Source organism: Peribacillus sp. Bi134 (genome assembly GCF_918698065.1).
Taxonomy (GTDB): domain Bacteria; phylum Bacillota; class Bacilli; order Bacillales; family DSM-1321; genus Peribacillus.
Window position 1 is genome coordinate 278,663 of sequence record NZ_CAKKLN010000003.1, and the last position, 24,737, is coordinate 303,399.

Below are 24,737 nucleotides of genomic sequence, written 5' to 3' on the forward strand. Positions count from 1 at the left end.
CTTGGAGATATAGCAAAAAAACTGGCATAAAAAAGACCCCTTCTATTTAACAACAAGAAGAGGTCTTTTAATTTATAAAAAACACCCTCCTTATCTTTCAGGCAAAAATCAGCCTGCTGGATTTGGCACAGCACTCCATTTAAGTCCGCTGCCGAGACATCTTCGGGCCAGTCCCTCCGTCTCTCTTGATAAGAAGATTACATTATATAATTTATCAAATATTACGATGCCTTCCAGAAAAGTACCACACTGGAAACTTGCTGAAACCATCTGAGTTTGTGAAAGTGACATCGAAAGTCGTTTTGAAAAGCAAATATAACAGTACAGCATTTTGTCTATTTTCGCAAGGGTTAATTTTAAGTATTTTACATGCACTCCTTACTATTTATAAAGAAATCTTGACATGTGCGGTTAATCAGTTTTTTTCATTTATCGGGACGGAATTCATATAAAAAAGAGGTCTTATGACCTCTCAGCAAATTTGTTGTATTAGGTTAGATGAATTATTTTTGGTCGAATTCACATCAGTCGATACCTCAAAGGCTTCCATCTGTTCCGAATCGAATGACTTTAAATACTGCTGCAGATATGCAGGATCATTATTTGTTGGACTCAACCATTCTTTTTCATCTTCTGGTTTAAGGATGACAGGCATACGATCATGAATGCTGGTCATTAGCTCATTAGGAACGGTTGTTATAACGGAGCATGAATAGACGCTGATGCCTTCAGGTGATTTCCAGGATTCCCAGATACCCGCCATTCCAAATGGAGCATGATTCTTCAGTTTTATTCGCATCGGTATTTTTCTTTCCGGTGTCTTCTTCCATTCATAAAAAGAGTCAGCGATTATCAAGCATCTCTTCTTCTTATACGCATTCCTGAAGCTTGCTTTCTCAGCAATGGTTTCCGATCTGGCATTGATCATTTTGTAGCCCACTTTTTCGTCTTTTGCCCAGAAAGGAATGAGTCCCCACCGAAGATATCCAAGTCGATTCCTTGCCCCGTCATTAATGACGGAGAGAACGGATTGGGAGGGAGCAATATTGTAGCTGAATTGGTATTCCCCATCAAACGATCCCTGAATATCAAACCGATCTTTTATTTCTTCAATGTCAGTGAAAAGGGTAAAACGTCCACACATACTATCGCCTACCGTATTAGAATTTATTACAGTGTAACAAATCGAACGGACAGGCACAAATCAGCGTTCTAAAATCCTGATGTCGGTAAATGGTTGATTAAATAATTCGCTGGAAATCAAAAGAGTTCCAAGGACTTCTCTTTCATCTTCAGCTTTAATGATTTCCGACAAGATCAAGGTACTGCCATTCCTGACCGTCACTTTATATTCATTCATAAAAAATCCCCCCTAGATGGTTGTTATTATAAACCAAAAACCCACAAGTATCAGTAGTGAACTTTGGCAGAGCCATGGTTAATCCTATAACGGGGAGTCAAGCAATGGCCCCGACCATTAACGCGTGTAAAGGAGGCGTAAAAAAGACTGTCCATGAATGATTCACGGACAGCCTGGGTGCTGCCAAAGGACTTAGTTTCAATACTTATAATTGAGTATGGAGATAACATTGAGGAAAGCTGGAAGGACCAAATTGGAATTGCCCTCTTCCATATCCATTCATTATTTAAAATGCAGCAAAACTTCATTTATTAAATGTGCTGCCAATGTTACGGTTTTATTATTTTCGTCCAACGAAGGATTCACTTCCGAAATGTCAAAGGAGAGGATTTTTTCATTCGATACGATATGCCTAATAATCGCACGTACCAATTTCGGATTCAGTCCAAACGGCGATGGAGCACTCACCCCAGGTGCATATGCTGAATCAATGACGTCCGTACATAATGTAAGCATAATGTAGTCATTTTTATTAACGAATTCATTTATCCGCCGCTTTGTTTCATCCATTTCGTTCAATGACAAATCTTCTTCCAATATGTAGTCTACCTTACTCCTCTCAGCGGTTTCAAAAAGTGCCTTTGTATTCCCCTGCTTCTGAATTCCGACACATAAATATCCACAACTTTGGTCTTCGTCCAAAATCTGCTTAAACATCGTTCCTGATGAACTTTCTTTTTCATAGGGCCTCATATCAAAGTGCGCGTCAATATTAATGATCCCCAATCTAGCTTTTGGTCCAATGGATTTCCTAATCCCAAGATAATGGCCATACAGGGTTTCGTGCCCTCCCCCAAGTATGATAGGAATCGCTTTAGTCTCCAATATCCGGTCAACAGCCGATCCCAGTTCGAATTGGGCGGCCTCCATTTCCGTACTTTCACATATTACATCGCCAGCATCCACCAGCTCAGTTTGGGACGGTAAATGACAGGGTAATTTCGCCAAGTATTGCCTAATATGATCAGGCCCCTCTGCAGCACCAATCCTGCCTTTATTCCTTCTGACGCCTTCATCACATTTGAAGCCAATCAACCCAAAGGTCTTTGATGCATTGGAAGAGATGGCTAATTCCGATATCGGAGCCAACCGTACTCTTTGGTGGTATCTGAAGCTGTCCATGTCAGATTGGGAATCAATTCTTCCATTCCAATATTTTGAAGTCGGATTAGTATACATAATTTCTCCTTTATTTAAAAAATTCCGAAATATCTTTTTTAAAAATTATAGATGAGATAATATATAATTACCAATACAAAAATTCAATATATCTATAGTTTAAAGCTATAGAAAGGAGCATAAATGGATCTTCGTCAACTTCGGTATTTCACTACCACCGTCCAGGAAAAGAATTTCTCAAAAGCGGCAAAAATGCTGCATATATCACAACCTTCCCTAAGTAATGCCATAATGAAATTAGAAAATGAAGTTAGTTTACAGCTTTTGGAACGTAATACAAGGGGTCTTGAGCTTACGGAAGCAGGGGGTCTTTTTTATACGAGATCTGTTGACCTGTTAAGAAGATTCGATAATTTGCAAGTGGAACTTAGGGAAATGAAGGATGTTGGAAGCGGAACAGTATGTATAGGTTCCATAGAATCATTCAAATTTTGGTTTCCGAAGATAATCAGGAATTTTAAAATCAATTATCCTAATATTCATATAAAAGTAAGGGAAATATTAGGGGAAGAGAAAGTTTTCGATTCGTTAAATCGGTATAATGTTCATTTCACCATCACGAACCAGCCCATCAATAACGATGAAATTCTGTCCACTCCCCTTTATAATGAAAAATTCATGCTTTTGATCCATAAAGATGACGAGTTAAATGAAAAAGAGTCCATCACTTTCCAAGACATTGCAAAGAAAGAATTGATCATCAGTACAACTGGATTTCAAACAAGAGATGATATCTTAAGAGCATTTAAGGGTGAAAATGCAATTCCAAATATCCTATACGAAATAGAAAGGCTTGAAACGGCTTGCAGTTTGGTGGAAGAAGGGCTTGGGGTTACAATTTTACCGGAAAGCTATATAAAATCCGCTGTATCCCCCAATACTGCAATTCGTGCGATTGATTCGAATTTTTTGGAAAGGACTGTTTACCTGGCCTATTTGAAAGATCGATATCTGTCTCCTGCAGTATGTAAGTTAGTAGAGGAAATACATAGCTTTTTTAAGTGGGATGTTAGGAACGATGCCTAAATGCTGATTCTCTAATTTAATGGAAAAGACACCCTGGCTCATTGTGATTCACTTTATATAAAGAAAACACTTTAGACTTCCTGCCAATGAGCTAGGTTTCCCACTCATATTTGCAGGAGGTTCATGTGTTTTCACTATCCATCCGTATTGTTTTTCCTCACTAATTAATAACGTCCTAACGCTCACACTTCCACGCCAAGTAAAATACTTGTTCAATAAAAATTCATTATAGCGCTTTTTAGGAAGTCCTTATTCCCTCTGCTTCACATCGCAAGTTATAAAAATACTGGATAATTTCCTTTTCATTTAGGATAGATTTTTCAAGCCCCTGTAACGTACGCATCCCAACTCTTCTATCTATCAGAGAAAGAATCTTTATAATCATATCATCTGACTTTAAGGAAATTTCTATTGGTAAATTAAAATATTCTTCCACCGCATTTAAAAAGTCATACTGTGCAAAAATCCCCTCTGCTTTAATCATTTCATGTGCTTGTATCCCTATCTCATAGTTCTTATTTCCATTATAGACATCGTATTCAATACTTTTGGCATTTCTTATTTCATTTTCTTTTCTGAACATTTCTCTATCAGATGTTATCGTACACATATTTAGGATTTCCTTTTTATCAACAGTAATAAAAGCTCGTCCTAATCGGTCGTGAGCCTTTCGATAATTCGTAACAGTAAACTGAACTCTATTTTTTAGAGAGTCACAGATAAAACTCTCTAACTTTTTCTTTACTTTACTCCATTGTTGATTACGCAAGTTTTTATTCTCCTTTACAGTTTTCAATTTCCACAAAAGTATATTTCTTTCCTTATTCTATTCTGCTTGTTAATGAGATGTAGAGGTATATGTATAAAGAGTCAAAATCTACACAAGTTTAGACATCTTTATTTTTGCGTTCGGTCACTTCTTGAAATGCTTGTTCACTTGCAGAAAATGATGATGCAAGTAAATGGATAAAGTATTCTTTTAACCGATGTATTTTTGCTTTATTCAATTTTTGAATTTTTACTATCAATTCACTTAACGTCATTCTGAATCCCTCTAACAAACGTTATTTTCATTCGTTTGTTTCAATCACATATCAAAAGAGAAAGTGAACATAACCTAAATATAAAAAATATAATCCTCCGGCAAGACTCTTTTTAAGAACCTCTTCGTTCTTTCTTCTTTTGGATTCACAAAAATTTCTTTAGGCGATCCCTCTTCCACTATGACACCTGCATCCATAAAAATCACTCTGTTTGCAACATCCTTTGCAAAAGACATTTCATGCGTGACAACTAACATCGTAGTTCCTTCTTTGGCAATTTGCTTCATCACCGTCAGTACTTCACCGACCAATTCCGGGTCCAATGCCGAAGTTGGTTCGTCAAATAAAATTATGTCAGGGTTTAAAGCAACCGCTCTCGCAATGCCCACCCTTTGCTGCTGCCCGCCTGAGAGTTCACTAGGGTAAGCACCATATTTTTCCGACAAGCCTACTTTATCCAATGCTTTTTTACCAATCTCATATGCTTCTGCTTTCGCAATCTTCCTTCCAATAACCAGTCCTTCCGTCACATTTTCCAATGCCGTTTTATTAGTGAAAAGATTATAATTTTGAAAAACAAAGGCTATCTTCTGCCTTATTCCATGAATCACTTTTTTAGATGCCGTTTTAAGACTTACATCAATATCACCAAAAACGGCATGTCCTTGATCTGCTTTTTCAAGAAAGTTAATGCAGCGGAGTAAAGTTGTCTTACCTGAACCACTTGGACCCAGAATTACCACCACATCCCCCTTGTCTATATTTAAATCCACACCTTTTAAAATCTCATTCTCACCGAATGATTTATGAATATTTTTAATCTCTAGCATTTAGGCCACACCTCCTCATTTCAGATACTCACGGCTTTAAACCTGCTTACTCGTTTTTCATACCTTTTAAACAAGTATTCCACCAAACTACATAAAATTAGGTAAACAAGAAAGATATCAATATATGCTTCAACATAATTGTAGCCAACATTGGCAGCTACCTTGGCTTTTAAAGTGATTTCCTGCAATGACAAAGCATAACCTAATGATGTCGCTTTAATCAGATTGACTGTTGCTGTACATATATTCGGTAATGCCACTACCAATGTCTGTGGAATGATAATTCTTCTAAATGCTTGCATAGTTGTTAATCCGACAGCATATGAAGCTTCAAGTTGCCCCTTGCTCACTGTGCTAATTGCCGAACGAAACACCTCTGTGAGAATAGCTGTCGTATTCAACGAGAAAACAATGAATGCGTACCATATCGGATTTACATCGTATACATTCATTTCGACAGCATACTTTTCAAATATAGAAGTCAGCATTAATGGCACACTGCTATATATAATGAAAATTTGGATAATGACGGGCGTTCCTCTGACAAATGAAACGTATATCTGTGCTAAGCGATTCAATACCGGGATTTGATTAATTCTTGATAAAGCAAGTAAAAACCCTAATGGCAAGGCAATAATCAAAGCAACAATTGTAATGAATAATGCGGTCGGCACCCCCGATAACGCTACAAAAAAGGTTTCCACTAAAAACCTATAATCCAGACCTTCTGACATTCTGTCACCCCTCTATGCAGTTGTTATCACTTGTTTTCCTTTACTGAATGCCTTTTCCAATCTTAAGAACAGTTGTTCAATGGCAATCGACAATGTCCAGTAAATAACCGCCAATGCAAGATAAATTTCTAATGCATGTGTGTTATAGTTCCCGGCGATTATAAGCTCTGCCTTCCCCATGATATCTATCAAGCCGATTGTATATGCTAAAGACCCTTCTTTCATTAATTCAAGTAAGCTGTTACCGAAGTTTGGTAATGCGACTACGAAAGCCTGGGGTAAAATAATTCTCCGGTAAGCTTGCGTATTGCTTAATCCAACGCTTACTGCCGCTTCAAATTGCCCTCTATCAATAGATTCAAGCGATGTTCTGATCACTTCTGACATCGCAGCCGCAAATTGAAGCGAAAAGGTTATGACTACAAATACTGCTTTATCAATATCATTAAGATTTATGCCAAATTTCCCTGCAATTGCAGGTATACCATAATAAGTCAAAAAAAGCAGAACTATAGAGGGCGTACATCTCAATACCGTTGTATATCCATAGGCAATTTTCCTGGCGATTTTACTATTTCCAAGTTTCATGACTGCTAAGATGAAACCTATGATTGTCCCGAACAAGACCGATAGACCCGTAACGATTAATGTTACTTTTAGAAAGGGAACTAACATTGGTACCGACTCTACTATGTAAGCTAAATCAAAGTATTTTTCCATGTTTCACCTCCATCTGCTTTCATTGAAGATTCGAATTTTCAAATCCAATCATTCTATTGAAGGCCAGTACCTAGAAACTTGCCATCTCTTAAAATACCAGAGTTATCCAATAAAACCCATATTAAGAAAATGACAAGTCATAGCCTATTGATTGACATTTTAATTCTTGTTTTGCTAAGGACTTCGTTATCTCTCTACAGTTCCCAAAACTTCGAATAAATCCCGGCCATAAAACTTTTTGCTTAACTCATTCGTCTTCTTTTCGTCTTTAATTTTTTTAATCGCTTCATCATAAGCATCTGCGAATTTTTGTTCTTTTTTGTTGAATAATGGCCAGGTTTTAATGACTGCAAATTCATTGTAAACTAGATCATCTACTAAATTATGATAGGGGCCATCGTCGGCCACTTGCTTCTTAAAAGCTCCCTCGATCGCTATTCCACCGTCGACACGGCCTTCATTTACCCATTGAATTACATCTACAGTGAAGGCATCTCCGGCTTTCAATTTCACCTTATTGTCCGGATTGGCCTGATTATACTCATCAACGATCGTGTATTGAGCGTTATTTGCTGCGATTGGTGCTAAGGAGAAGCCCTCTGAAGCAAAGTCCTTGAGATTTTTGATCTTTGAATTTTCTTTCTTTAAAACAAGGCCCGCACTGCTTAATCCAAGGAATTCTTTAGGAAAGATGAACTTCTCAGTCCTTTCCTCTGTCCAGAAAGCATTTTTAACCCCCACTTGATATTTACCTTGTTCAATGCCTACTAACAAGTCATCGCTTGATGTGCCAATATATTCGAATTCGTATGCCGGTAGTAATTCATCAACCAATTTCATAACTTCCACATCATATCCAGTTGGATTTCCCTTCTCATCCAGCCAAGACATAGGTTTTGACGCTTGGTCATATGCTACTTTTACCTTTCGGACACCTGAAGTGCTACCTGAATTTGCATCGGCTTCATTACTCGTTGATGTACCTGATCCGCACCCCGCTAATATGGTTACAAACGCTAAACCGATAGTTAAAACATGGCGAAATTTTTTATTTTTCATAGTGAATCCCCTTTCGTTTTACGATGTTTTTTTACTTGCATTTGTATTTCCTGAAATTCAAAGGAAATACATACATCACCTTCACCACTCAATACCAACTATTTAGGTAGGTTAAGTAAGTTATTTGGTTATAAACATAATAGATGGATACTTTTGTAAAGTCAATGTGTATATTTAAAATTTTCAAGCAACTGCACACACCTGTTTTATTAAAAGAGTTGTAGTTATATGAAAATACAAGAGTCTTTCCGGAGGCATCATTTATCTGCAAGCCCTTAATTTCCTTGACAACTAAACACACCTTAATTATCATTTAAACCAATAAGATTAATAGGAATTGAAATAAAAACAGAAGGTAATAGAAGGAGGGAACCGTGTGATTAACCTATTCATTAAGACGGAGAGTCAAAAAGCGTGGCTGAAAAAATTATATGAAGTAGAATCAAAATTCAAAAATAATTCTGCTCAAATTGATGAATTGGCCTTTTTTCCGAAAGAACATATACAAGATTTAATTCGTATGGGATATACAAGTTCAACTCTTCCCAAATCCTATGGTGGCGGAGGGTTAAAAGTTTATGACATGATTCTCCTTCAAGAAACATTGGCTAGTTTTGATTCAGCGACTGCGCTATCCATTGGTTGGAACCTTGGAGTGATAGGAGATCTTTTTGAACAAGAAAGTTGGACAAAAACGAACTTAGATTTTATTGCTGGGGAAGTTCTAAATGGCGCTTTAGTGAACCGTTCCGTTAGTGAAGCGCAAACTGGCAGTCCGACTCGCGGGGGACGCCCCGGAACGAAGGCAGTCAAAAAGGGAGATTTTTGGGTTATTTCCGGACGTAAAACCTATACAACCATGTCCCCTGTTTTAACTTATTTCCTAGTTTCAGCATGGATCGAGGAAAGGCAAAAGGTTGGATTTTTTCTCCTGCATAAAGATTTGGATGGGCTCTACATAGATGAAACATGGGACGTAATTTCAATGAGGGGGACAGGAAGTCATGATTTGGTCCTTAAAGATGTTGAAGTGGATGATTCAAAACTTGTTGAGTTACCTGAAATGCCAAGTGGAAACAGATTCAATGCATGGATCCTTCATATTCCGGCCTGTTACCTTGGCATTGCGCAAGCTGCAAGGGATTACGCCATACACTTTGCCAATACCTATACTCCAAACAGTATAAATGCACCTATCAGCCAGCTGGCTAATGTCCAACAACTGTTAGGAGAAATTGATTTGGAATTAATGAAAGCCAGGCATTTCTTATATAGCGTTGCCGAGGCTTATGATGATGAATCACGAAGAATTCATTTCACAAATGAGCTGGGGGCTGCAAAACATATTGTTACAAACGCAGCCATTACAATTGTCGATAAAGCCATGCGAATAGTCGGTGCAAAAAGCCTTCAACGCAATAATCCTCTACAAAGGCACTATAGGGATGTAAGAGCTGGTTTACACAATCCTCCGATGGACGATGTAACGATAAAGAATTTAGCAAAATTGGCAATTGAACAGACAAAATCCAATTTAAGCGGCCATCCACTTTTGAAATGATCAGATTTGATAAAAGAAACGCTATGAACTATAAAAAACCCCTGAATTCTCTTTTCATAGAGAATCCAGGGGTTTTCCATTTTTTGAGTCATACAGAATTCGATTTTATTCTTGGAGCAGGCTGGGCTCCCTCAAGAAAAGAAATTAATTGGTGACACTACCATCATCGTCTGAATCTTCAATATCCGCCGGATCTTTTTCCAATAGTACAACTTTGTCTTTTTCGTTCCATTTTGCTTTATATCCTAATGATTTTGCGACTTTTAGCACCGGTAAGTAGGATTTTTTATCTGGTTTAAATATTTCTAAATCCACTGTTTCAATTGCACCCAAACCTAGAAGCAATTTGTCTGATTGGATATATGGTTTTCCATCAATCAGTTTCATTTGTTTTGCTGTGTAAGGATAAACGGCTCCATTCACTTTTAAGGTAAACGGCCCCTTTTTTTCTTCTTTCATTTCTCTTGGCTGTTTCGATTTATAGGAAACCCCATCCACACCGAGAACTGTTCCTTCTCTTGTATTGTCGGCCCCCCCATACATTCTTCCCCTTTCATAATCATAAATAACAGCTTGCACATTTCCGATATGCTGCGGTTTTTCTTCATAAACATGCCCTTTTGCCATTAATTCTAACCTAGTATTTTGATCGATTCCCGGTTCCCATCTAACTGTCGGATAGCCAGCAGAGTAAACACGCGGCGTAAGTATCGCATCTTGAATTGTCATTTGATGATCGATCACATTCATGATAGTTTCAGATACCGATGCTATAATCGTTGCTCCACCTGGTGACCCAATGGCCATGAAAGGGTTGCCATCTTTTAATATGAAGGTCGGTGACATACTGCTTCTTGGTCTTTTTCCTGGTTCCACCTGGTTAACGCCACCCGGTGTGGCATCAAAATCCGTCATTTCATTATTAAGCATGAATCCATAATCAGGTACCATGATACCTGAACCGAATACTTGCTCGATCGTAGTCGTATAAGAAACCATATTTCCCCACTTATCCATTACAGAAAAGTGAGTCGTTTGTCCGATCGGTGTTTTCTCTTCTTTTACCTTCTCCATTGAAACCGGTTCTTGGCCTTCGTACTTCCATGGATCGCCTTCTTTGACATCGGCTGTTGATTTATTTGGATTGATGAGTTTTCTTCTTTCTTTTATATATTCTTCATCTAATAGTCCTTTAGTGGGTACATCATAAAAATCTTCATCTGCCATATAGGCAGCTCGATCGGCAAAAGCCAGATGCATGGCTTCGGTTAGATGATGTAGATACTCAGGAGAGTTCGACCCCATCTTTTGCACATCGTATCCTTCCATAAGCTCAAGAATCTGTTGGACAGTCAAGCTGCCTGAACTTGGCGAAGCCGCCCCGACCACTTCAAATCCCCTATATTCCGATTTAATTGGCTCCCTCTCTTTCACCACATAGTTTTCCAAATCTTCAGTTGTCATCGTCCCTTCACGTCTTTGAACTTCTTTGGTGAGGGCTTCCCCGATTTCACCTTTATAAAAAACATTTGAACCTTGTTTTTTTATTAACTTAAGAGTCTTTGCCAGATTAGGCTGAACGAGGGTGTCCCCCTCTTCCAATGGCTTTCCGTTAGGCACAAATACTTTTGCAGCTTCTTCGTTATTTTCTAATTTTTTTACATTTTCATCGATATATTGCGCTGTTATCCAATTGACCTTAACGCCTTTTTCAGCTTGTTTAATGGCCGGGTCCATAACTTGTGATAATTTCAATGTTCCGTATTTTTCTAGGGCTGCTTCCATCCCCTTAAGGGTTCCAGGAACACCAACAGCTTTACCGCTTGTGTGCCGTTTACTGAAAGGTACGGGTTTTCCCTTTTCATCTAAAAATAGTTCAGGCGTAACATTTTGCGGTGCCATTTCTCGGCTATCGATCATCGTAATTTTATTTTCTTTCTTATTATAAATCATGATAAAACCACCGCCGCCGATTCCAGACATCATCGGTTCAACTACATTTAACGATAATTGAATGGCTGCTGCTGCATCGACTGCATTTCCACCTTGTTTTAATATCTTTATGCCCGCTTCAGCCGCTAAAGGGTGGGAAACTGATACGATTCCTTTTGTTGCTCCTTTTTTCATTGAAGTATCCACTCCAGGGACACTTGCAAAAGCTGGTGTGATCATGCAAAAGAAACTGAAAGTAACTAAAATAAAACTTTTTAAAAATTTCATGAATTAGTCTCCTTTCAAATTAAAACCATTTAGGGTCTTACCATAATGCAACTGAAAATACGAGCTGATGAACCTAGTAGGAATATGCTGGTTGTTCTCGATAGAAAAGCAGTCTGCACATTCCGATTGGGCGTTGTGTTCTCAATGATGTTTCACTTCAAAAAATCACCCCCCCCGAATGGTTCAGCTCTATCATTTACTTTTAGGATCGATGTTCTTAGACTCAATTTTTCTCTATGCTTTGGTTATTTTCCAAGATTTTGGTGCTGTCGTGATTGTCACTTTTCCAAAGGTATTGTAAAGCCAGTAATACGATAAAAGCGGATACCCCAATGATGTCCGATATCGTTTCAGGATAGATTAATAGTAAACCAACGATTATAGCGAGGACTCTTTCTAACCAGTGCATCCCCCTCATCCAGTAACCTATAACACCCGCCCCAATTGCAATCATGCCTGACATTGCTGTAAGTACAACCCAGGCAACCTCCATCCAAGTTGTATCGATCATCAGCATTTGTGGGGAAAGAACAAAAATATATGGAATGATAAATGCAGCGATAGCAAGTTTTGATGACTCAATTCCCGTTTTTATTGGTTCACCGCCTGCCACCCCTGCCGCTGCAAATGCCGCTAAAGCAACTGGAGGAGTAATATCTGCTATAATGCCAAAATAGAAAACGAATAAATGTGCAGATAAATCAGGAACACCAAGCAAAATGATCGCAGGTGCTGCAATCGTCGATGTGATGACATAATTGGCGGTCGTAGGTGAACCCATTCCTAATATAAGTGCCGCTACCATAGTTAGCATCAGTGTTGGAATCAAATATCCACCAGACAAATCGATCAAACCATTAGCCAGCTTCAGCCCTAATCCGGTTTTCGTAACGATTCCTACAATAATGCCTGCTGCTGCGGTTGCAGCTGCAACCGCAAGTGCCGTTCGGGCTCCATCCACCAATGCATAAATGATATCGATGAATTTCATGCGGACATCCTTGTTTATGAAACCTACAAGAACCGAGATAGCAATGGAATACAGTGCTGCATGTGTAACCGTGATATTCAGCATGAGCAATAAAATAATGGCAAGGATCGGTATTAGTAAATAAAATTTGCCGAACACTTCCTTTTTACTTGGCATCTCTTCTTTCGTTAACCCACGCAGCCCAAGTCGTTTCGCTTCAAAATGGGTCATGATCCAAATTCCTGAAAAGTAAAGGATAGCTGGAATCGCAGCCGCCTTTGCTATATCCCAATACGTTATCCCATTCCCAATGAACTCAACCATTAAGAATGCCGCTGCCCCCATTACCGGAGGCATCAATTGACCGCCTGTCGAAGCGGCTGCCTCCACTGCCCCAGCGAATTCCTTCTTATATCCAAGATTTTTCATCATCGGTATCGTGAATGCTCCCGAAGTGACAACATTAGCTACGGAACTTCCGCTAATCGTCCCTTGAAGAGCACTGGAAAAAATCGCAACCTTTGCAGGTCCCCCTATCCTTCTGCCGGCAATGGCGGTTGAAAGATCATTGAAGTATTGACCGACACCTGTTCGGACTAGAAAGGATCCAAACAGTAAAAATAGGAAGATGAATGTCGATGACACCGCTAACGGAGTGCCTAAAATGCCCTCTGTCGAGAAGAACATCGTTTGCACCATCCGTTCCAGAGTCAAACCGCGATGCGCGAGGAATCCTGGCATATATTGTCCAAAAATTCCATAGAAAATGAATATCAAAGCAATGACCATAATGGGAAGACCCACTGCACGCCTGGTTGCCTCCAAAACCAGGAGAATGGCCATTAAACCAACGGCAAAATCCAATGCGCCCAAACGTCCTACATTCATGACGATATCTTCGAAAAATAAGGGCCAATATGCACCTACCCCGATACTAAGGATCGCTAATATGATATCGTACCAGGCAATTTGAAACTTTCCTTTTTCACGCTTCTTCCGGTTTGCGGGAAATAGTAAAAACACTAAGGAGAGTGCAAACCCTAGATGTATCGTCCGTTGGATTTGTGCTGTAAAAACACCAAAAATGGCAGTATATAATTGGAATAGCGAAAAAGCCAGGAGTCCAAAAAACGCAATGTGGCCCAAGACACCAGTTAATTTCCTAGTCCCGGCTTCCGGATCATATTTTTCCAACAACTCCTGCTGTTCCGCTTCGGTTAAATATTTGATTTTTTCATTATCAGCCACTAATCTTCACTCCCTTCAACTGTTCCCACAATGAAATTCTTTCCGATGAAATCCTGACCCATGTCCCTGGTTTAATGAAGTCTGCCAATGTGTATGTTTTTTCATCATATATTAAACGATGGTTAGCTTTAACTTGTCCTACCCGTAAATCGATATGGGTAAAATTGCGTTTCATATTTTTTATGAAATAGGTACCGTCTTTTTCTTCAAAGACTTCCTCCCCCTCCGCATTAGAAGGCATACCGACAGCAAAATCATGATAAGAAAGTTCAATTTGTTGGATTTGCTTATCCGATAAACGATATGATTCCAAAACATCCGTGAGGTGGATGGAGTGTGTATACTCAATCTTGAATTCTTTTTCTTTTTTCAAAGGAAAGTATGCGATTAATTCCCCTTGGTCCTCAAAGGAAAAGGCAATTACATGCCTGTAAGGAAAAAAGAATAAAAAAGCGATGAGCAGAGGTATACCAAATGCCATGAATCTCTTGAATTTCATAGGTACCCCTTTCAAAACCAGATATCCCATTTAGAAAAAAACGAAGCCGATAGGCCACATAAAGCGAGCTACCGACCCAATGCATTACTTGGAAACACCTTTTTCTTTAAAGTATTTTGCTGCTCCAGGATGCACTTCCATTTCCCCTAATCCTTCTAGGGCAGTTTCTGCTGTAAGGAACTTGCCTTTTGCATGTGTGATTTGATCTGTGTTGTCATAAACAGCTTTAGTCATTTCATAAACTAAATCTTCATCAAGATCCTTTGTAACCACTAACATCGCTTTAACTGCAACTGTTTTTACCTCGGATTTGATTTTGTAAGTACCGCTTGGAATTGTATCTTCCGCATAGTATGGATACTTTTTAACCAATGCTTGAATTTTGTCCTCTGCAATAGGCAGGATCATGATATCATTTTGTACGGACAGCGCCTCAACTGCACCTGTTGGTGTTCCGGCAGTAATGAAAGCTGCGTCAATATTTCCTGCTTGAATTCCTTCGGCCGACTCATCGAAGGACAGGTTTTGTCCTTTAATATCTTTCTCAGACAAACCATGAATCTCCAGGATTTGCATGGCATTGATGTATGCACCGGAACCCGGAGCACCTACTGATACCTTTTTACCCTTTAAATCCTCGATTGATTTAATTCCGCTTTTTGCAGTCGTTACAATTTGAACAGTTTCAGGATATAGAGAGCTGATCGCCATTATATTATCAATGGGTTTCCCGTCGAACATTTCTGTTCCTTCAAGTGCATATGCGGCGATATCCGTTTGTGAAAAAGCGATTTCAGCCTCTCCAGCCCTTAACGTTTCCATGTTTTCGGCGGAGGCGCCAGATGTCTGAGGTGTTATGTTCGCTTTTGTTTTATCGGAAATGATTTTTCCAATTTGTCCTCCGAGCGGATAGTATGTACCTCCCGTACCACCGGTCAACAAACTCAAATTTTGGTTTCCGCTGCCCGAGACACCTGTTTTGCTGTCTCCGCAGGCACTGATAATACCGGATACCGTCAAAATCATGACCAATAAAAAGCACTTATGAAATTTTTTCATAAAACTCCCCCCTCATGTGTTTTCATCATCTGCAAAAGATGATAATGTTATTATTCTACCGACTGCCTCACTTTCCCTTTTTTAACAAAATTAGACACATCATCCATAAGCACTAGTAATACATTAAATAGTTTTATAGAAATCAAATCACCAAGCTTAAATGTGTAAAAACACCTATTAAAAACAAGGAAAATCCGCTATCCAATAGTAATATTTTACCTTTTATTACCTATTCTTCCTTTCTTTAAGGATAATATTGACTCTTCCATTTTAGAAATATATTATTGTTATAAACTTATAAGCAGATGTTATAAAAGGATCTTCCTAGCCTTTAATCGTTATATCCAGCTTTTTTTGAGAGGGAATCGACTGTCCAACCTTTCTTTTCCAGCCATTTTAGCTTTGTATTTTAAAATCCAACTGAAGTGGGTGATTGTTTGAATTTCCTATCCCTCCGCTATTTCATAGAGGTTTCTAACCATCTTAGTTTCAGCGAGGCTTCCAAAACCCTGCATATATCCCAGCCCGGACTTAGCCAACAGATTTTATCCCTCGAAAAACAATTAGGCTTTAAACTATTGAATCGAACCACAAGAAAAATTACATTGACGGAAGAAGGAGAGTACATCTATAAAAAACTTGCTCCTTCCTTTGAAGATATTGAGAAAACAGTAAATTACATAGTTGAACATAAAGCTATCCCCAAGCCTAAATTGAAGATTGCTACCGTCCCCTCTGCAGCTAGTATATATATCCCGAAGTTACTGAAAAAGATAGTGGGGGAATACCCGGATACAGAATTTTACGTGCATGAAACGACATCCTCAAGGGCTGTAAAACTCGTAAACCAACAAAATTACCATATTGGTTTCATCAGAACGCCCATTCACAGTAATATCATCGCCAATGAAGGATTAAGCATGATTGAATTCATGAGGTTCCCTTTACAATTAGTCGTCTCCATTGATCATCCACTGGCCCAAAAGGATTCGATACATTTATACGAAGCAAAAGACGAACCTTTTATCCATTATGATGCCGTTCAAGCACACTCCCTTCAATTCCTTTTGGAAAAAGCTTGCCTGACTGCTGGATTTTCACCTAAAGAATTATGTAAAGGCTCTGAATTACTGACAATCGCCAATCTAATATCCAATAACCTCGGCGTAGCACTCATGCCGGAGGATATGGTAAGTTTGTTGGGAAAAAGCCAAGTTAAAGCCTTGAACATCGATAACTCGGAATTATCCAGTTCCATATCGGCAGTTTGGAAAAGCACGGATCCATCCATTCTGACCAAGCATATTTTGAAAACGTTAGAGAATGATGATGGTTTTAACGATATATGAGATTCTTGGTTGGAAAAATGCTGCGAAACGACTAGTAAAAGGGGCAATTATAGTGAAATGAATTATACTATCGGTGAAAAAAAGCCCCATTTCTCTTTTATGAAACTGAGAAATGGGGCTTTTAATATTGAATGATTTCACCTTTTAAACTTCCTATTGGCGATATAACTAAATTAGCAAACTCCCATGCATAGCATGCTTTGACTTAAGAAAATATAAATACTCTATTCCTTCAGCGGTAATCTTAGTGCCGGCCCTTCCTCTGCCTTTGACGACAAACCCTTCGATTTCTAAAATATCCAAACGGCGACGAATCTGCTGAGGGGACAAGACAAAGTCCGATTCTTTACTTTGATTAGAAATCAGTTCTCTGCTTGCCGCTTTTCCTTTATCGTTGTATTGCTTAATTACTTCCAAGATAAAAGCGCGCTCCTGATTTTCCAACACACTTTCACAGACGGGATAATCTGCCGTCACACTGTCTTCCTTATTCCCGTGCATGAACGGAAGGTCACTTTTCGTCACGACATTCCCCTCACAAACCGTCAACATGTAATCGATTGTACTTTTAAGTTCCCGTATGTTGCCGGGCCATTCATATTGCATGAAATATTCCAGTACGTCTTCCTCTACTTTTACCCACTTCCCGCTTTTTGTGATGAGGTGCTTTATCAAAAGTGGAATATCCGCTCTTCTCTCTTTGAGTGACGGTATGTAAAGATTGAGCACATTCAGACGGTAAAACAAGTCTGTTCGGAATGAACCGTCCCGCATCTTATCATGAAGGTTTTTATTCGTCGCGGTAATCACCCTGACATTAACGGGAATGATTCTCTTGCCGCCAATTCTGCGGATTTCCCCCTCCTGAAGAACTCGAAGCAGATGGGATTGAACGGTGAGACTTATGTCACCAATTTCATCCAAAAAGATCGTCCCTTTATCCGCCATTTCAAACAGTCCTTTCTTTCCTCCCCTTTGCGCTCCTGTAAATGCCCCTTCCTCGTAGCCGAACAATTCACTTTCAAGTAAAGTTTCTGTTAAAGCGCTACAGTTAACCGCTAGAAATGGCCCGTTCTTTCGCAATGAATGCTCATGAATCGCATGAGCAAACAGCTCTTTTCCTGTACCTGTCTCTCCCTGAATCAAAATCGGATGCTCCGACAAGGCAAGCTTCTTGGCAATCTGCTTACGCTCTTTCATTACTTCATTCTCGCCGATAATATCGTCAAAGCAGTATTTTGAATAAAATCCTTGATTGCGCATTTCTCTTTGTGCAGTCTTTTCTATTTCAAAGGCTTGATGTACGCTTTTGAAGGTTGCGACAATTGTATTTTCTTTCATCATTTGCAACCGGAAAATTACGACATCCACGCCGTCTATGTTGAAGAACTTGCTTTCATCATTACCTTCCATGATGAAATCGATAATATCACGGCGATCCATTACATGCTCTAGATACTGATTAACCACATCTTTTGCATCAACATGGAACAATGCCGCAAGCTGGTTATTGAATACCGTTATCAGACCTTCCTCGTTAACGACCAATATTCCGTCATCGACAGTACACAACACATTTTGGATATGATCACTCATTTGCTTGGCATCCCACTCTGCATGTAACAGCTTACGTTGTAATTCAATTATATTACTAATATACCTTTCAGAAATCTTAGAGGATATATCCTTGTGTAAACCACAGCATTCTACAACTTCAAGAATTGTTGTTATATCAAAAAGACGCACGCCTATATCGATTACTTCTTTTATGTATGAGGGGCACAGATGAGTTTCTCCTGGTGATACAGCTATTTGGACATTCTCATAAAATAAAATCCCCTTCCTGAAAGGAATAAATTGAACATGATCGACACCAAGCTGATATAAGGATTCAATAAGGTTTATAGTTGCATCGTCATCATCATTCACCAAAAGCACTGTCGAACCCTCTGGTATTCTTAATAGCTTGTCAATGTATTCATGATTAACAGTTCTCTTTCCCACAATTATTTTCTGGGCATTTACGCCATATATTCCCATTTTCTTATCATAAGCTGCATCTGATGAATACAAGATAATTCCATCTCCCAGAGAATGAGGTATTCCCTCATCGGTAGCATGGCTGTTGACATGAACGTAGTCTCCAATCAGTTGTTCCAGTTGCTCCTGCAAGGCTTCCTTTGTTTTTGAGCTTCCCGCTATAAGTGTAAGTGAGAATTTTGACATAAAAACACCTACCTGTCTTTAATTGGTTTTATTATATCACCAAAAAGAACCAATAATGACCTTTAACTTCAATCCAACCAATAAGTTCTCATAAAAATCAATTACTTCATATTGGCACAGAATTTGCTTATATATTGAATTGTCGTGATTGAGTTGACGTGCCTAAAGATTTGAAAAGGAGGGAAACAGCAGAATACTTGAAAAACAGTTGATAGTCGATAGGCTGGCAATATTTTGTAAGCGTATTAGTTCCATGTACTTATTTTAAATACAAAGGAGAGACATTTATGAGCCAAGTAGAAGAGAAGGCTGTTTCGCTTGAAACAGCGGGAGAAAAAGAGAGAAAAATCAATGTTTTTGTATTGCTGCTCTGCATTCTCGCAATAGCAACTCTATTTACTTACATTTTGCCTGCCGGGGAATATACACGGATTGAAGCAGATGGACGGACAACTGTTGACGCCAATTCTTTCAAATGGATAGAATCTGCACCGGTGGAATTGTTCGATATGATAAAAGCTATTCACACAGGGATGGTTGAAGCCGGCAATATTATCTTTTTCTTATTGATTATTGGAGGGTTTTTCGGTGTTTTAAGAGCTACAGGGACGGTTGATGTGCTCATCGCCACAATGGCTCGGAAGTTGGCGACACGTGAAAAGCTATTAATTCCTGTCGTGATGCTGTTTTTTGCTGTAGGCGGCTCCTTAATGGGAATGGCAGAAGAAACACTTGCTTACCTTCCTCTTATCATTCCGCTGGCGTTGGCCCTGGGGTTCGATACAATTACAGGTACTGCCATCGTCATTGTAGGGGCATTGTCAGGGTTCACGACTGCCATCATGAATCCCTTCACTGTCGGACTTGCACAAGGAATTGCTGAATTGCCGATGTTCTCAGGAATAGGGTTACGCCTTATCTTATTTATTATCGTCTACCTTGTTTCCGTTCTTTATATCTATCGTTACGCTATGAAGGTCAAGAAAAATCCTTCTATAGGAATCTACGGAAAATATACAAAAGAAGAAGCAAAAAAACTGCTCCAATCAAGAGCGAAATTAACTGCAAGACATAAATTCATCTTAATCTCTTTTTTGATTAACTATATCGTCTTGGCATTTGGTGTCATCAAGTTCCAATGGTACATTACAGAAATTACAGCCTTATTCATTGTTTTAACAATAGTAATTGGAATATTCGGAAAATTGTCAGCGGATCAAATTGTCAACTCCTTTACCAATGGATCTGCAGCCTTGCTAGGCGGTGCTTTGATTATTGGCGTATCACGCGCCATTCTTGTTGTATTGAATGATGGGCATATCGTCGACCCTATGCTGCATCAAGTATCTGAAGCTATCCAGCATATTCCGGCCTATTTAAGTGTTGCCGGCATGTACAGCTTCCAAACTCTTATTCATTTTATTCTAGCATCCGGCACCGGTCATGCAATGTTGACCATGCCAATTATGATTCCGCTCGCAGACTTATTGGATATTACACGCCAAACTGCAGTGTTGACTTTCTCTTTTGCGGACGGAATCGGAAATATGATTTTCCCAACCGCTACCACCTTAATGGCGGGCTTGGCAATCGCAGGCATACCTTGGACAAAATGGGCGAGGTGGATTCTGCCGCTTGTACTTATTCAATATCTCATTGGATTAATAGCTGTCATAACGGCCCACTTCATCGGATATGGTCCATTTTGATAAAAATCACTAATTCATTACAGGAGGAGAAACGCATTGCTTACTTTAATCAAAAATGGCGAGATATACTCACCCAATTACTTAGGACGGAAAGACGTTTTGATTACAGATGAAAAAATTGCATTCATAGATGACAGAATCGAGATTCCTGACAACTTTGCTCCTATTCATATCATTGATGCGACCAATCTTTTAATTGTTCCAGGTTTCATAGATTCACATGTTCATATTATTGGCGGAGGCGGTGAGGGCGGATTCAAAACCCGCACCCCTGAGCTGATGCTTACGGACATTACGACTTCGGGTATTACAACGCTTGTCGGATTGCTTGGTACGGACGGAACTACGCGGAGAATGGAAAGCCTGCTTGCCAAGGCCCGGGCACTTGAAGAAGAGGGTATTTCCTGTTTCATTCATACAGGCTCCTACCAAGTGCCAGTAAAAACATTGACAGGAAAAATTGAAGATGATCTTATTTTTATTGACAAAATCATCGGTGTCGGGGAAATTGCCATCTCCGACCATAGATCATCAGAACCCACTTTTGAGGAATTGACCAAAATCGTCGCAGCCGCACGTAACGGGGGTATTCTGTCAGGAAAAGCAGGTATATTAGAAGTTCATGTAGGAGACGGTGATGGTGAGCTCTCGTTGTTACATGCAATTGCTGATAAAACCAATATTCCGATTCGGCAGCTCCATCCGACACATATCAACCGAAATGAAAAATTATTCAAGGCGGGAATCAATTACGCTAAACGGGGCGGGTTCGTAGACTTTACAACAAGCACCATTCCTCAGTTTCTGGATGATGGCGAAGTAAAGTGCAGCATTGCCTTGCGCATAATGCTTGAAGAAGGGATTCCAGTAGAACAAATCACCTTCTCTTCAGACGGTCAGGCAAGTCTTCCGTTTTTCAACAACCATGGGGAGTATGCAGGCCTTCAAGTAGGAAAAGTATCTTCGCTATATCACGAAGTGCGTGATTCTGTTTTAGAAGAAGGAATCCCACTTGAAACGGCACTGAAGGTCATCACCACGAATCCCGCACAAGTGCTGAAACTATCAACCAAGGGCAGTATCCAAACCGGCAATGATGCTGATATTGTGCTATTGCAAAAGGATACTTTGGCAATTGTCACTGTAATGGCAAAAGGACAAGTTATGGTAGATAAGGGTATTCCGTTGATAAAAGGGACATTTGAATGAGTTTAGACAGGATACCAATTATCGAAAAATTTTCACGTCTCGCAATAATACTGTGAAGAATCGCTAAAGGGGCGATACTTAAAAAAGTCGAATTCCTAATTTTGAAGGAATTCGACTTTTATTTTTTACAGTCATCATAGCCTGTCTCCTTTTTTGAACTATCAACCTGTTAGTTCATTAGGCAACAAAACCTGTAAATCCTCGATATATATCTACTTTAAGTATCATCTCCATTTATCAAGACAATCGAGAAACCTATCAATCACTTTTTATTTTTGAGCCTCGCCTATGTACATACTAATTCATTTCTTCAGAGAGCCTTGAAGCTAGATAGAGGTCAGCCAAATAAGGAAGTACTATGCAACGGCTGAACTTTCGCCTTCGGATCAATATAGGCTTTGGCATTATTGACTGCCGTAGGACCTTCACCAAACCCGGATGCAATTAATTTAACCTTTCCATCATACGTACAAATATCCCCTGCTGCATAAATGCCTGAAATATTCGTTTCTTGTTTGGAATTAACGACAATTGCATTTTTGCTGATGTTTAGTCCCCATTCTTTAATCGCACCAAGGGAAGAGACAAATCCGTAATTAATAATTAAATCATCTATATCAATCACTTCTTTTTGTTGCGTCTTAGTTTGTTCTAAAACAATTTGCGTAATTCTTTCTGCTCCTACCAGTTCGGAGGGAATATAAGGTGTTTTGACCTCAACAGAGGAATTCACTAATTTTTCCACACTATGTTCATGGGCACGGAATTTATCTCTTCTGTGTATCAATGTTACCTTTTCAGCAATCGGCTCTAACATAAGGGCCCAATCAACAGCAGAATCTCCACCGCCAAGTATCGCCACTTTTCTACCTTTAAAGCGGTTCATATCATTCACGAAATAATGCAAATTCTTATTTTCGAACTGTGTTGAATCTTCCAATTCCAGTTTACGAGGCTGAAAAGCTCCATTTCCAGCAGTAATGATCACTGATTTGGAGAAATGAGTATCGAGGTTTGTAGTGATTTTAAATGTTCCGTCTGCTAGCTTTTCCACCTGTTCAACTGCTTCTTCAAGACAAATTGTTGGTTCGAATACTTTCATTTGTTCTTTTAAATTCTCTATCAATTCCTGGGCCCTTACTTTTGGAAATCCAGCTATATCATAAATGAATTTTTCGGGATAAAGAGCTGATAGCTGTCCTCCCAATTGAGGAAGGCTTTCAAGGATTTTCACCTTTGCTTGCCTCATTCCTCCATAAAACGCCGTAAACAAACCAACTGGGCCGCCGCCAATAATTGTTATGTCATAGACCGTTTTTTCTTCTGTCAATGTAATCACTCCTTATGCTTCCAGGATGGTTGCTCATACTGAATATGATTTATTGGTAGTAAGGCATGTACTGACTACAAGTAATTCTTACTTAATTCTTTGTTCCAAAAATGACTGATAAAATTTGTTGAATATCCACCCTTTAAAAGACAATCTGGATATGTCACAGTTTAAAAATCTATAATTCTGTTATCTGTCACAATCGCACCTAAAATTATTATTCAAATTTATTAGGGTTACCATCAAAGGATAATTGAGCCACTTTTATAGAATCTGTTGGACATCCTTCTGAAGCATCTATCATATCTTCCTCAAGTTCTTCAGGTATAATCGCTGCCCCAACATTATTATCCAATATAACCAACGCAATACCCTCTTCATCGTAATCATAAATATCCGGAGCTGAAGCACCGCAAGCTCCGCAAGCAATACAAGTATCTTTGTCCACGATTGTATAATTAGCCATTTTTTGTATCCATTCCTCTCTCTAATCTAAGCCCTGGTTTTTTACTATGGTATTTGTAGAAGCCTTTTCCTACTCAATATCGTTCAAAAATGCCAAAATGCTCGAATTAAACTTTTCAGGATTTTCCTGATAACACAAATGCCCGCCTTCTGGAATTATCACGAGCCGGGAGTTCATTAACTCTTCATGAATTGCTTCCGACTCCTTTATAGGAGTTACAGTATCCAACTCACCACAAATTACAAGAACAGGGACATTTATATTAGATAACAAACTCATTTGATTTAGATGATAAAGTGAATTTGCCACCGAACGATATCCTGCCGGTCTTATCTGTGTCATAATCTCTTTTACTCGCTTATAGACTTTTTCTGAAGCATGGGGAGATAGCAATGCTTGTATCCTCTTTTCCGCGATCTCCTCAGTAGAAAGGTTTTCAATTGAAAATAATCGATTTTTCAATTTCGTCTCGTTCTCCTCTGGGGTTAGAGCAGCTGCCCCTCTTGTCGAATCGGCCAATATAAGTTTATTAACCTTATTAGGGTACAGGCTACAGAACTCTATCGCGATTGCCGCTCCCATTGAATGGCCAAGCAGATGGATTTTTTCCAGCTTTAGCTGATCTAGCATGCCGTCCAGAATATGTGCAAACTCTTTAAAATACTTAAATTCTTTTGCTGGATCTGAACTTTTCCCATAACCCGGTGCATCCCATGCAATTACTGTATAATGCTCCTTTAATTCCTGGATTTGCTCCTTCCATGACTGTGAATTATTACTCATGCCGTGTAATAATACTAAAGGTTCTCCATGACCTTCTTTTTCATAATGAATGCTTAAATCTTCTACTTTTACGTATGGCATAATATCAATCCCCTTT

The 24,737-nt window shown here is 39.1% G+C and carries 21 protein-coding genes, 1 pseudogene and 1 riboswitch; of the genes and pseudogenes, 5 read left to right on the forward strand and 17 right to left on the reverse strand.

Features of this window, described 5'->3' with window-relative positions; genetic code table 11:
• Nucleotides 1-87: 87 nt before the first annotated feature.
• Nucleotides 88-195: riboswitch (SAM riboswitch) on the reverse strand.
• Nucleotides 196-472: 277 nt separating this feature from the next.
• The 3 genes from LQ188_RS07265 to hutG all read right to left on the reverse strand — a co-directional run bounded on the left by LQ188_RS07265 (nt 473) and on the right by hutG (nt 2,599).
• The gene (locus tag LQ188_RS07265; RefSeq protein WP_101221858.1) at nt 473-1,144 is read right to left on the reverse strand and encodes an SOS response-associated peptidase; all 672 of its coding nucleotides are present in this window, start codon (nt 1,142-1,144) and stop codon (nt 473-475) included.
• A 60-nt stretch (nt 1,145-1,204) separates the two neighbouring features.
• Nucleotides 1,205-1,360, reverse strand: a complete 156-nt coding sequence (locus LQ188_RS07270) for a hypothetical protein (RefSeq protein ID WP_153246094.1) — start codon at nt 1,358-1,360, stop codon at nt 1,205-1,207.
• Nucleotides 1,361-1,642: 282 nt separating this feature from the next.
• Nucleotides 1,643-2,599 carry a formimidoylglutamase gene (hutG, locus tag LQ188_RS07275; protein WP_101221857.1) on the reverse strand — a complete coding sequence of 319 codons (957 nt, stop codon included), beginning with the start codon at nt 2,597-2,599 and terminating at the stop codon, nt 1,643-1,645.
• Between the two features lie 123 nt (nt 2,600-2,722).
• Between hutG and LQ188_RS07280 the strand changes: the two genes are divergently transcribed.
• A complete protein-coding gene (locus LQ188_RS07280; protein ID WP_230176419.1) occupies nt 2,723-3,625 on the forward strand; it encodes a LysR family transcriptional regulator in 903 nt (300 codons plus the stop codon).
• 238 nt (nt 3,626-3,863) lie between these two features.
• Here LQ188_RS07280 and LQ188_RS07285 read toward each other — a convergent pair whose 3' ends face one another.
• From LQ188_RS07285 to LQ188_RS07310, 6 genes and pseudogenes are all read right to left on the reverse strand, one after another.
• Nucleotides 3,864-4,394 (reverse strand): hypothetical protein, encoded by a 531-nt coding sequence (locus LQ188_RS07285; protein ID WP_230176420.1) that lies wholly within the window; start codon nt 4,392-4,394, stop codon nt 3,864-3,866.
• Between the two features lie 121 nt (nt 4,395-4,515).
• Nucleotides 4,516-4,668 (reverse strand): annotated as a pseudogene (locus tag LQ188_RS07290) (IS1595 family transposase); the annotation flags it as partial.
• Between the two features lie 74 nt (nt 4,669-4,742).
• Nucleotides 4,743-5,498, reverse strand: a complete 756-nt coding sequence (locus tag LQ188_RS07295) for an amino acid ABC transporter ATP-binding protein (RefSeq protein ID WP_101221855.1) — start codon at nt 5,496-5,498, stop codon at nt 4,743-4,745.
• A 20-nt stretch (nt 5,499-5,518) separates the two neighbouring features.
• The gene (locus tag LQ188_RS07300) at nt 5,519-6,232 is read right to left on the reverse strand and encodes an amino acid ABC transporter permease (protein WP_230176421.1); all 714 of its coding nucleotides are present in this window, start codon (nt 6,230-6,232) and stop codon (nt 5,519-5,521) included.
• 12 nt (nt 6,233-6,244) lie between these two features.
• Nucleotides 6,245-6,952 (reverse strand): amino acid ABC transporter permease, encoded by a 708-nt coding sequence (locus LQ188_RS07305; protein WP_101221854.1) that lies wholly within the window; start codon nt 6,950-6,952, stop codon nt 6,245-6,247.
• A 186-nt stretch (nt 6,953-7,138) separates the two neighbouring features.
• Nucleotides 7,139-8,011 (reverse strand): transporter substrate-binding domain-containing protein, encoded by an 873-nt coding sequence (locus LQ188_RS07310; protein ID WP_230176422.1) that lies wholly within the window; start codon nt 8,009-8,011, stop codon nt 7,139-7,141.
• A gap of 376 nt (nt 8,012-8,387) precedes the next feature.
• Here LQ188_RS07310 and LQ188_RS07315 point away from each other — a divergent pair, with 376 nt between their 5' ends.
• Entirely contained in the window at nt 8,388-9,572 is a 1,185-nt protein-coding gene (locus tag LQ188_RS07315) for an acyl-CoA dehydrogenase family protein (protein WP_230176423.1), read from the forward strand.
• A gap of 144 nt (nt 9,573-9,716) precedes the next feature.
• Here LQ188_RS07315 and ggt read toward each other — a convergent pair whose 3' ends face one another.
• The 4 genes from ggt to LQ188_RS07335 form a co-directional block, all read right to left on the reverse strand.
• Nucleotides 9,717-11,792 carry a gamma-glutamyltransferase gene (gene ggt / locus LQ188_RS07320; RefSeq protein ID WP_230176424.1) on the reverse strand — a complete coding sequence of 692 codons (2,076 nt, stop codon included), beginning with the start codon at nt 11,790-11,792 and terminating at the stop codon, nt 9,717-9,719.
• A 223-nt stretch (nt 11,793-12,015) separates the two neighbouring features.
• Nucleotides 12,016-14,010 carry a TRAP transporter permease gene (locus tag LQ188_RS07325; RefSeq protein ID WP_101221850.1) on the reverse strand — a complete coding sequence of 665 codons (1,995 nt, stop codon included), beginning with the start codon at nt 14,008-14,010 and terminating at the stop codon, nt 12,016-12,018.
• A complete protein-coding gene (locus tag LQ188_RS07330) occupies nt 14,003-14,509 on the reverse strand; it encodes a DUF1850 domain-containing protein (RefSeq protein ID WP_101221849.1) in 507 nt (168 codons plus the stop codon). The genes LQ188_RS07325 and LQ188_RS07330 overlap by 8 nt, the downstream gene beginning before the upstream one ends.
• 84 nt (nt 14,510-14,593) lie before the next feature.
• Nucleotides 14,594-15,568 (reverse strand): TAXI family TRAP transporter solute-binding subunit, encoded by a 975-nt coding sequence (locus LQ188_RS07335; protein WP_230176425.1) that lies wholly within the window; start codon nt 15,566-15,568, stop codon nt 14,594-14,596.
• Between the two features lie 437 nt (nt 15,569-16,005).
• Between LQ188_RS07335 and LQ188_RS07340 the strand changes: the two genes are divergently transcribed.
• Complete coding sequence (locus tag LQ188_RS07340; RefSeq protein WP_230176426.1) at nt 16,006-16,917, forward strand: LysR family transcriptional regulator; 912 nt, start codon at nt 16,006-16,008, stop codon at nt 16,915-16,917.
• Nucleotides 16,918-17,085: 168 nt separating this feature from the next.
• Here LQ188_RS07340 and LQ188_RS07345 read toward each other — a convergent pair whose 3' ends face one another.
• Nucleotides 17,086-19,143, reverse strand: coding sequence for a sigma 54-interacting transcriptional regulator (locus LQ188_RS07345; RefSeq protein ID WP_230176427.1), 2,058 nt, complete (start codon nt 19,141-19,143; stop codon nt 17,086-17,088).
• 287 nt (nt 19,144-19,430) lie between these two features.
• On the opposite strand from LQ188_RS07345, the gene LQ188_RS07350 reads away from it, so the two are divergent.
• Together LQ188_RS07350 and iadA are read left to right on the forward strand one after the other, a co-directional pair.
• Nucleotides 19,431-20,852 (forward strand): C4-dicarboxylate ABC transporter permease, encoded by a 1,422-nt coding sequence (locus LQ188_RS07350; RefSeq protein WP_230176428.1) that lies wholly within the window; start codon nt 19,431-19,433, stop codon nt 20,850-20,852.
• 36 nt (nt 20,853-20,888) lie between these two features.
• On the forward strand, nt 20,889-22,061 hold the full coding sequence (iadA, locus tag LQ188_RS07355; RefSeq protein WP_230176429.1) for a beta-aspartyl-peptidase: 1,173 nt from the start codon (nt 20,889-20,891) through the stop codon (nt 22,059-22,061).
• Nucleotides 22,062-22,398: 337 nt separating this feature from the next.
• Here iadA and LQ188_RS07360 read toward each other — a convergent pair whose 3' ends face one another.
• From LQ188_RS07360 to LQ188_RS07370, 3 genes are all read right to left on the reverse strand, one after another.
• Nucleotides 22,399-23,391 carry an NAD(P)/FAD-dependent oxidoreductase gene (locus LQ188_RS07360; protein ID WP_230176430.1) on the reverse strand — a complete coding sequence of 331 codons (993 nt, stop codon included), beginning with the start codon at nt 23,389-23,391 and terminating at the stop codon, nt 22,399-22,401.
• Between the two features lie 217 nt (nt 23,392-23,608).
• Nucleotides 23,609-23,857 carry a ferredoxin gene (locus LQ188_RS07365; RefSeq protein WP_230176431.1) on the reverse strand — a complete coding sequence of 83 codons (249 nt, stop codon included), beginning with the start codon at nt 23,855-23,857 and terminating at the stop codon, nt 23,609-23,611.
• 69 nt (nt 23,858-23,926) lie between these two features.
• Entirely contained in the window at nt 23,927-24,721 is a 795-nt protein-coding gene (locus LQ188_RS07370) for an alpha/beta hydrolase (RefSeq protein ID WP_230176432.1), read from the reverse strand.
• Nucleotides 24,722-24,737 lie beyond the last annotated feature (16 nt).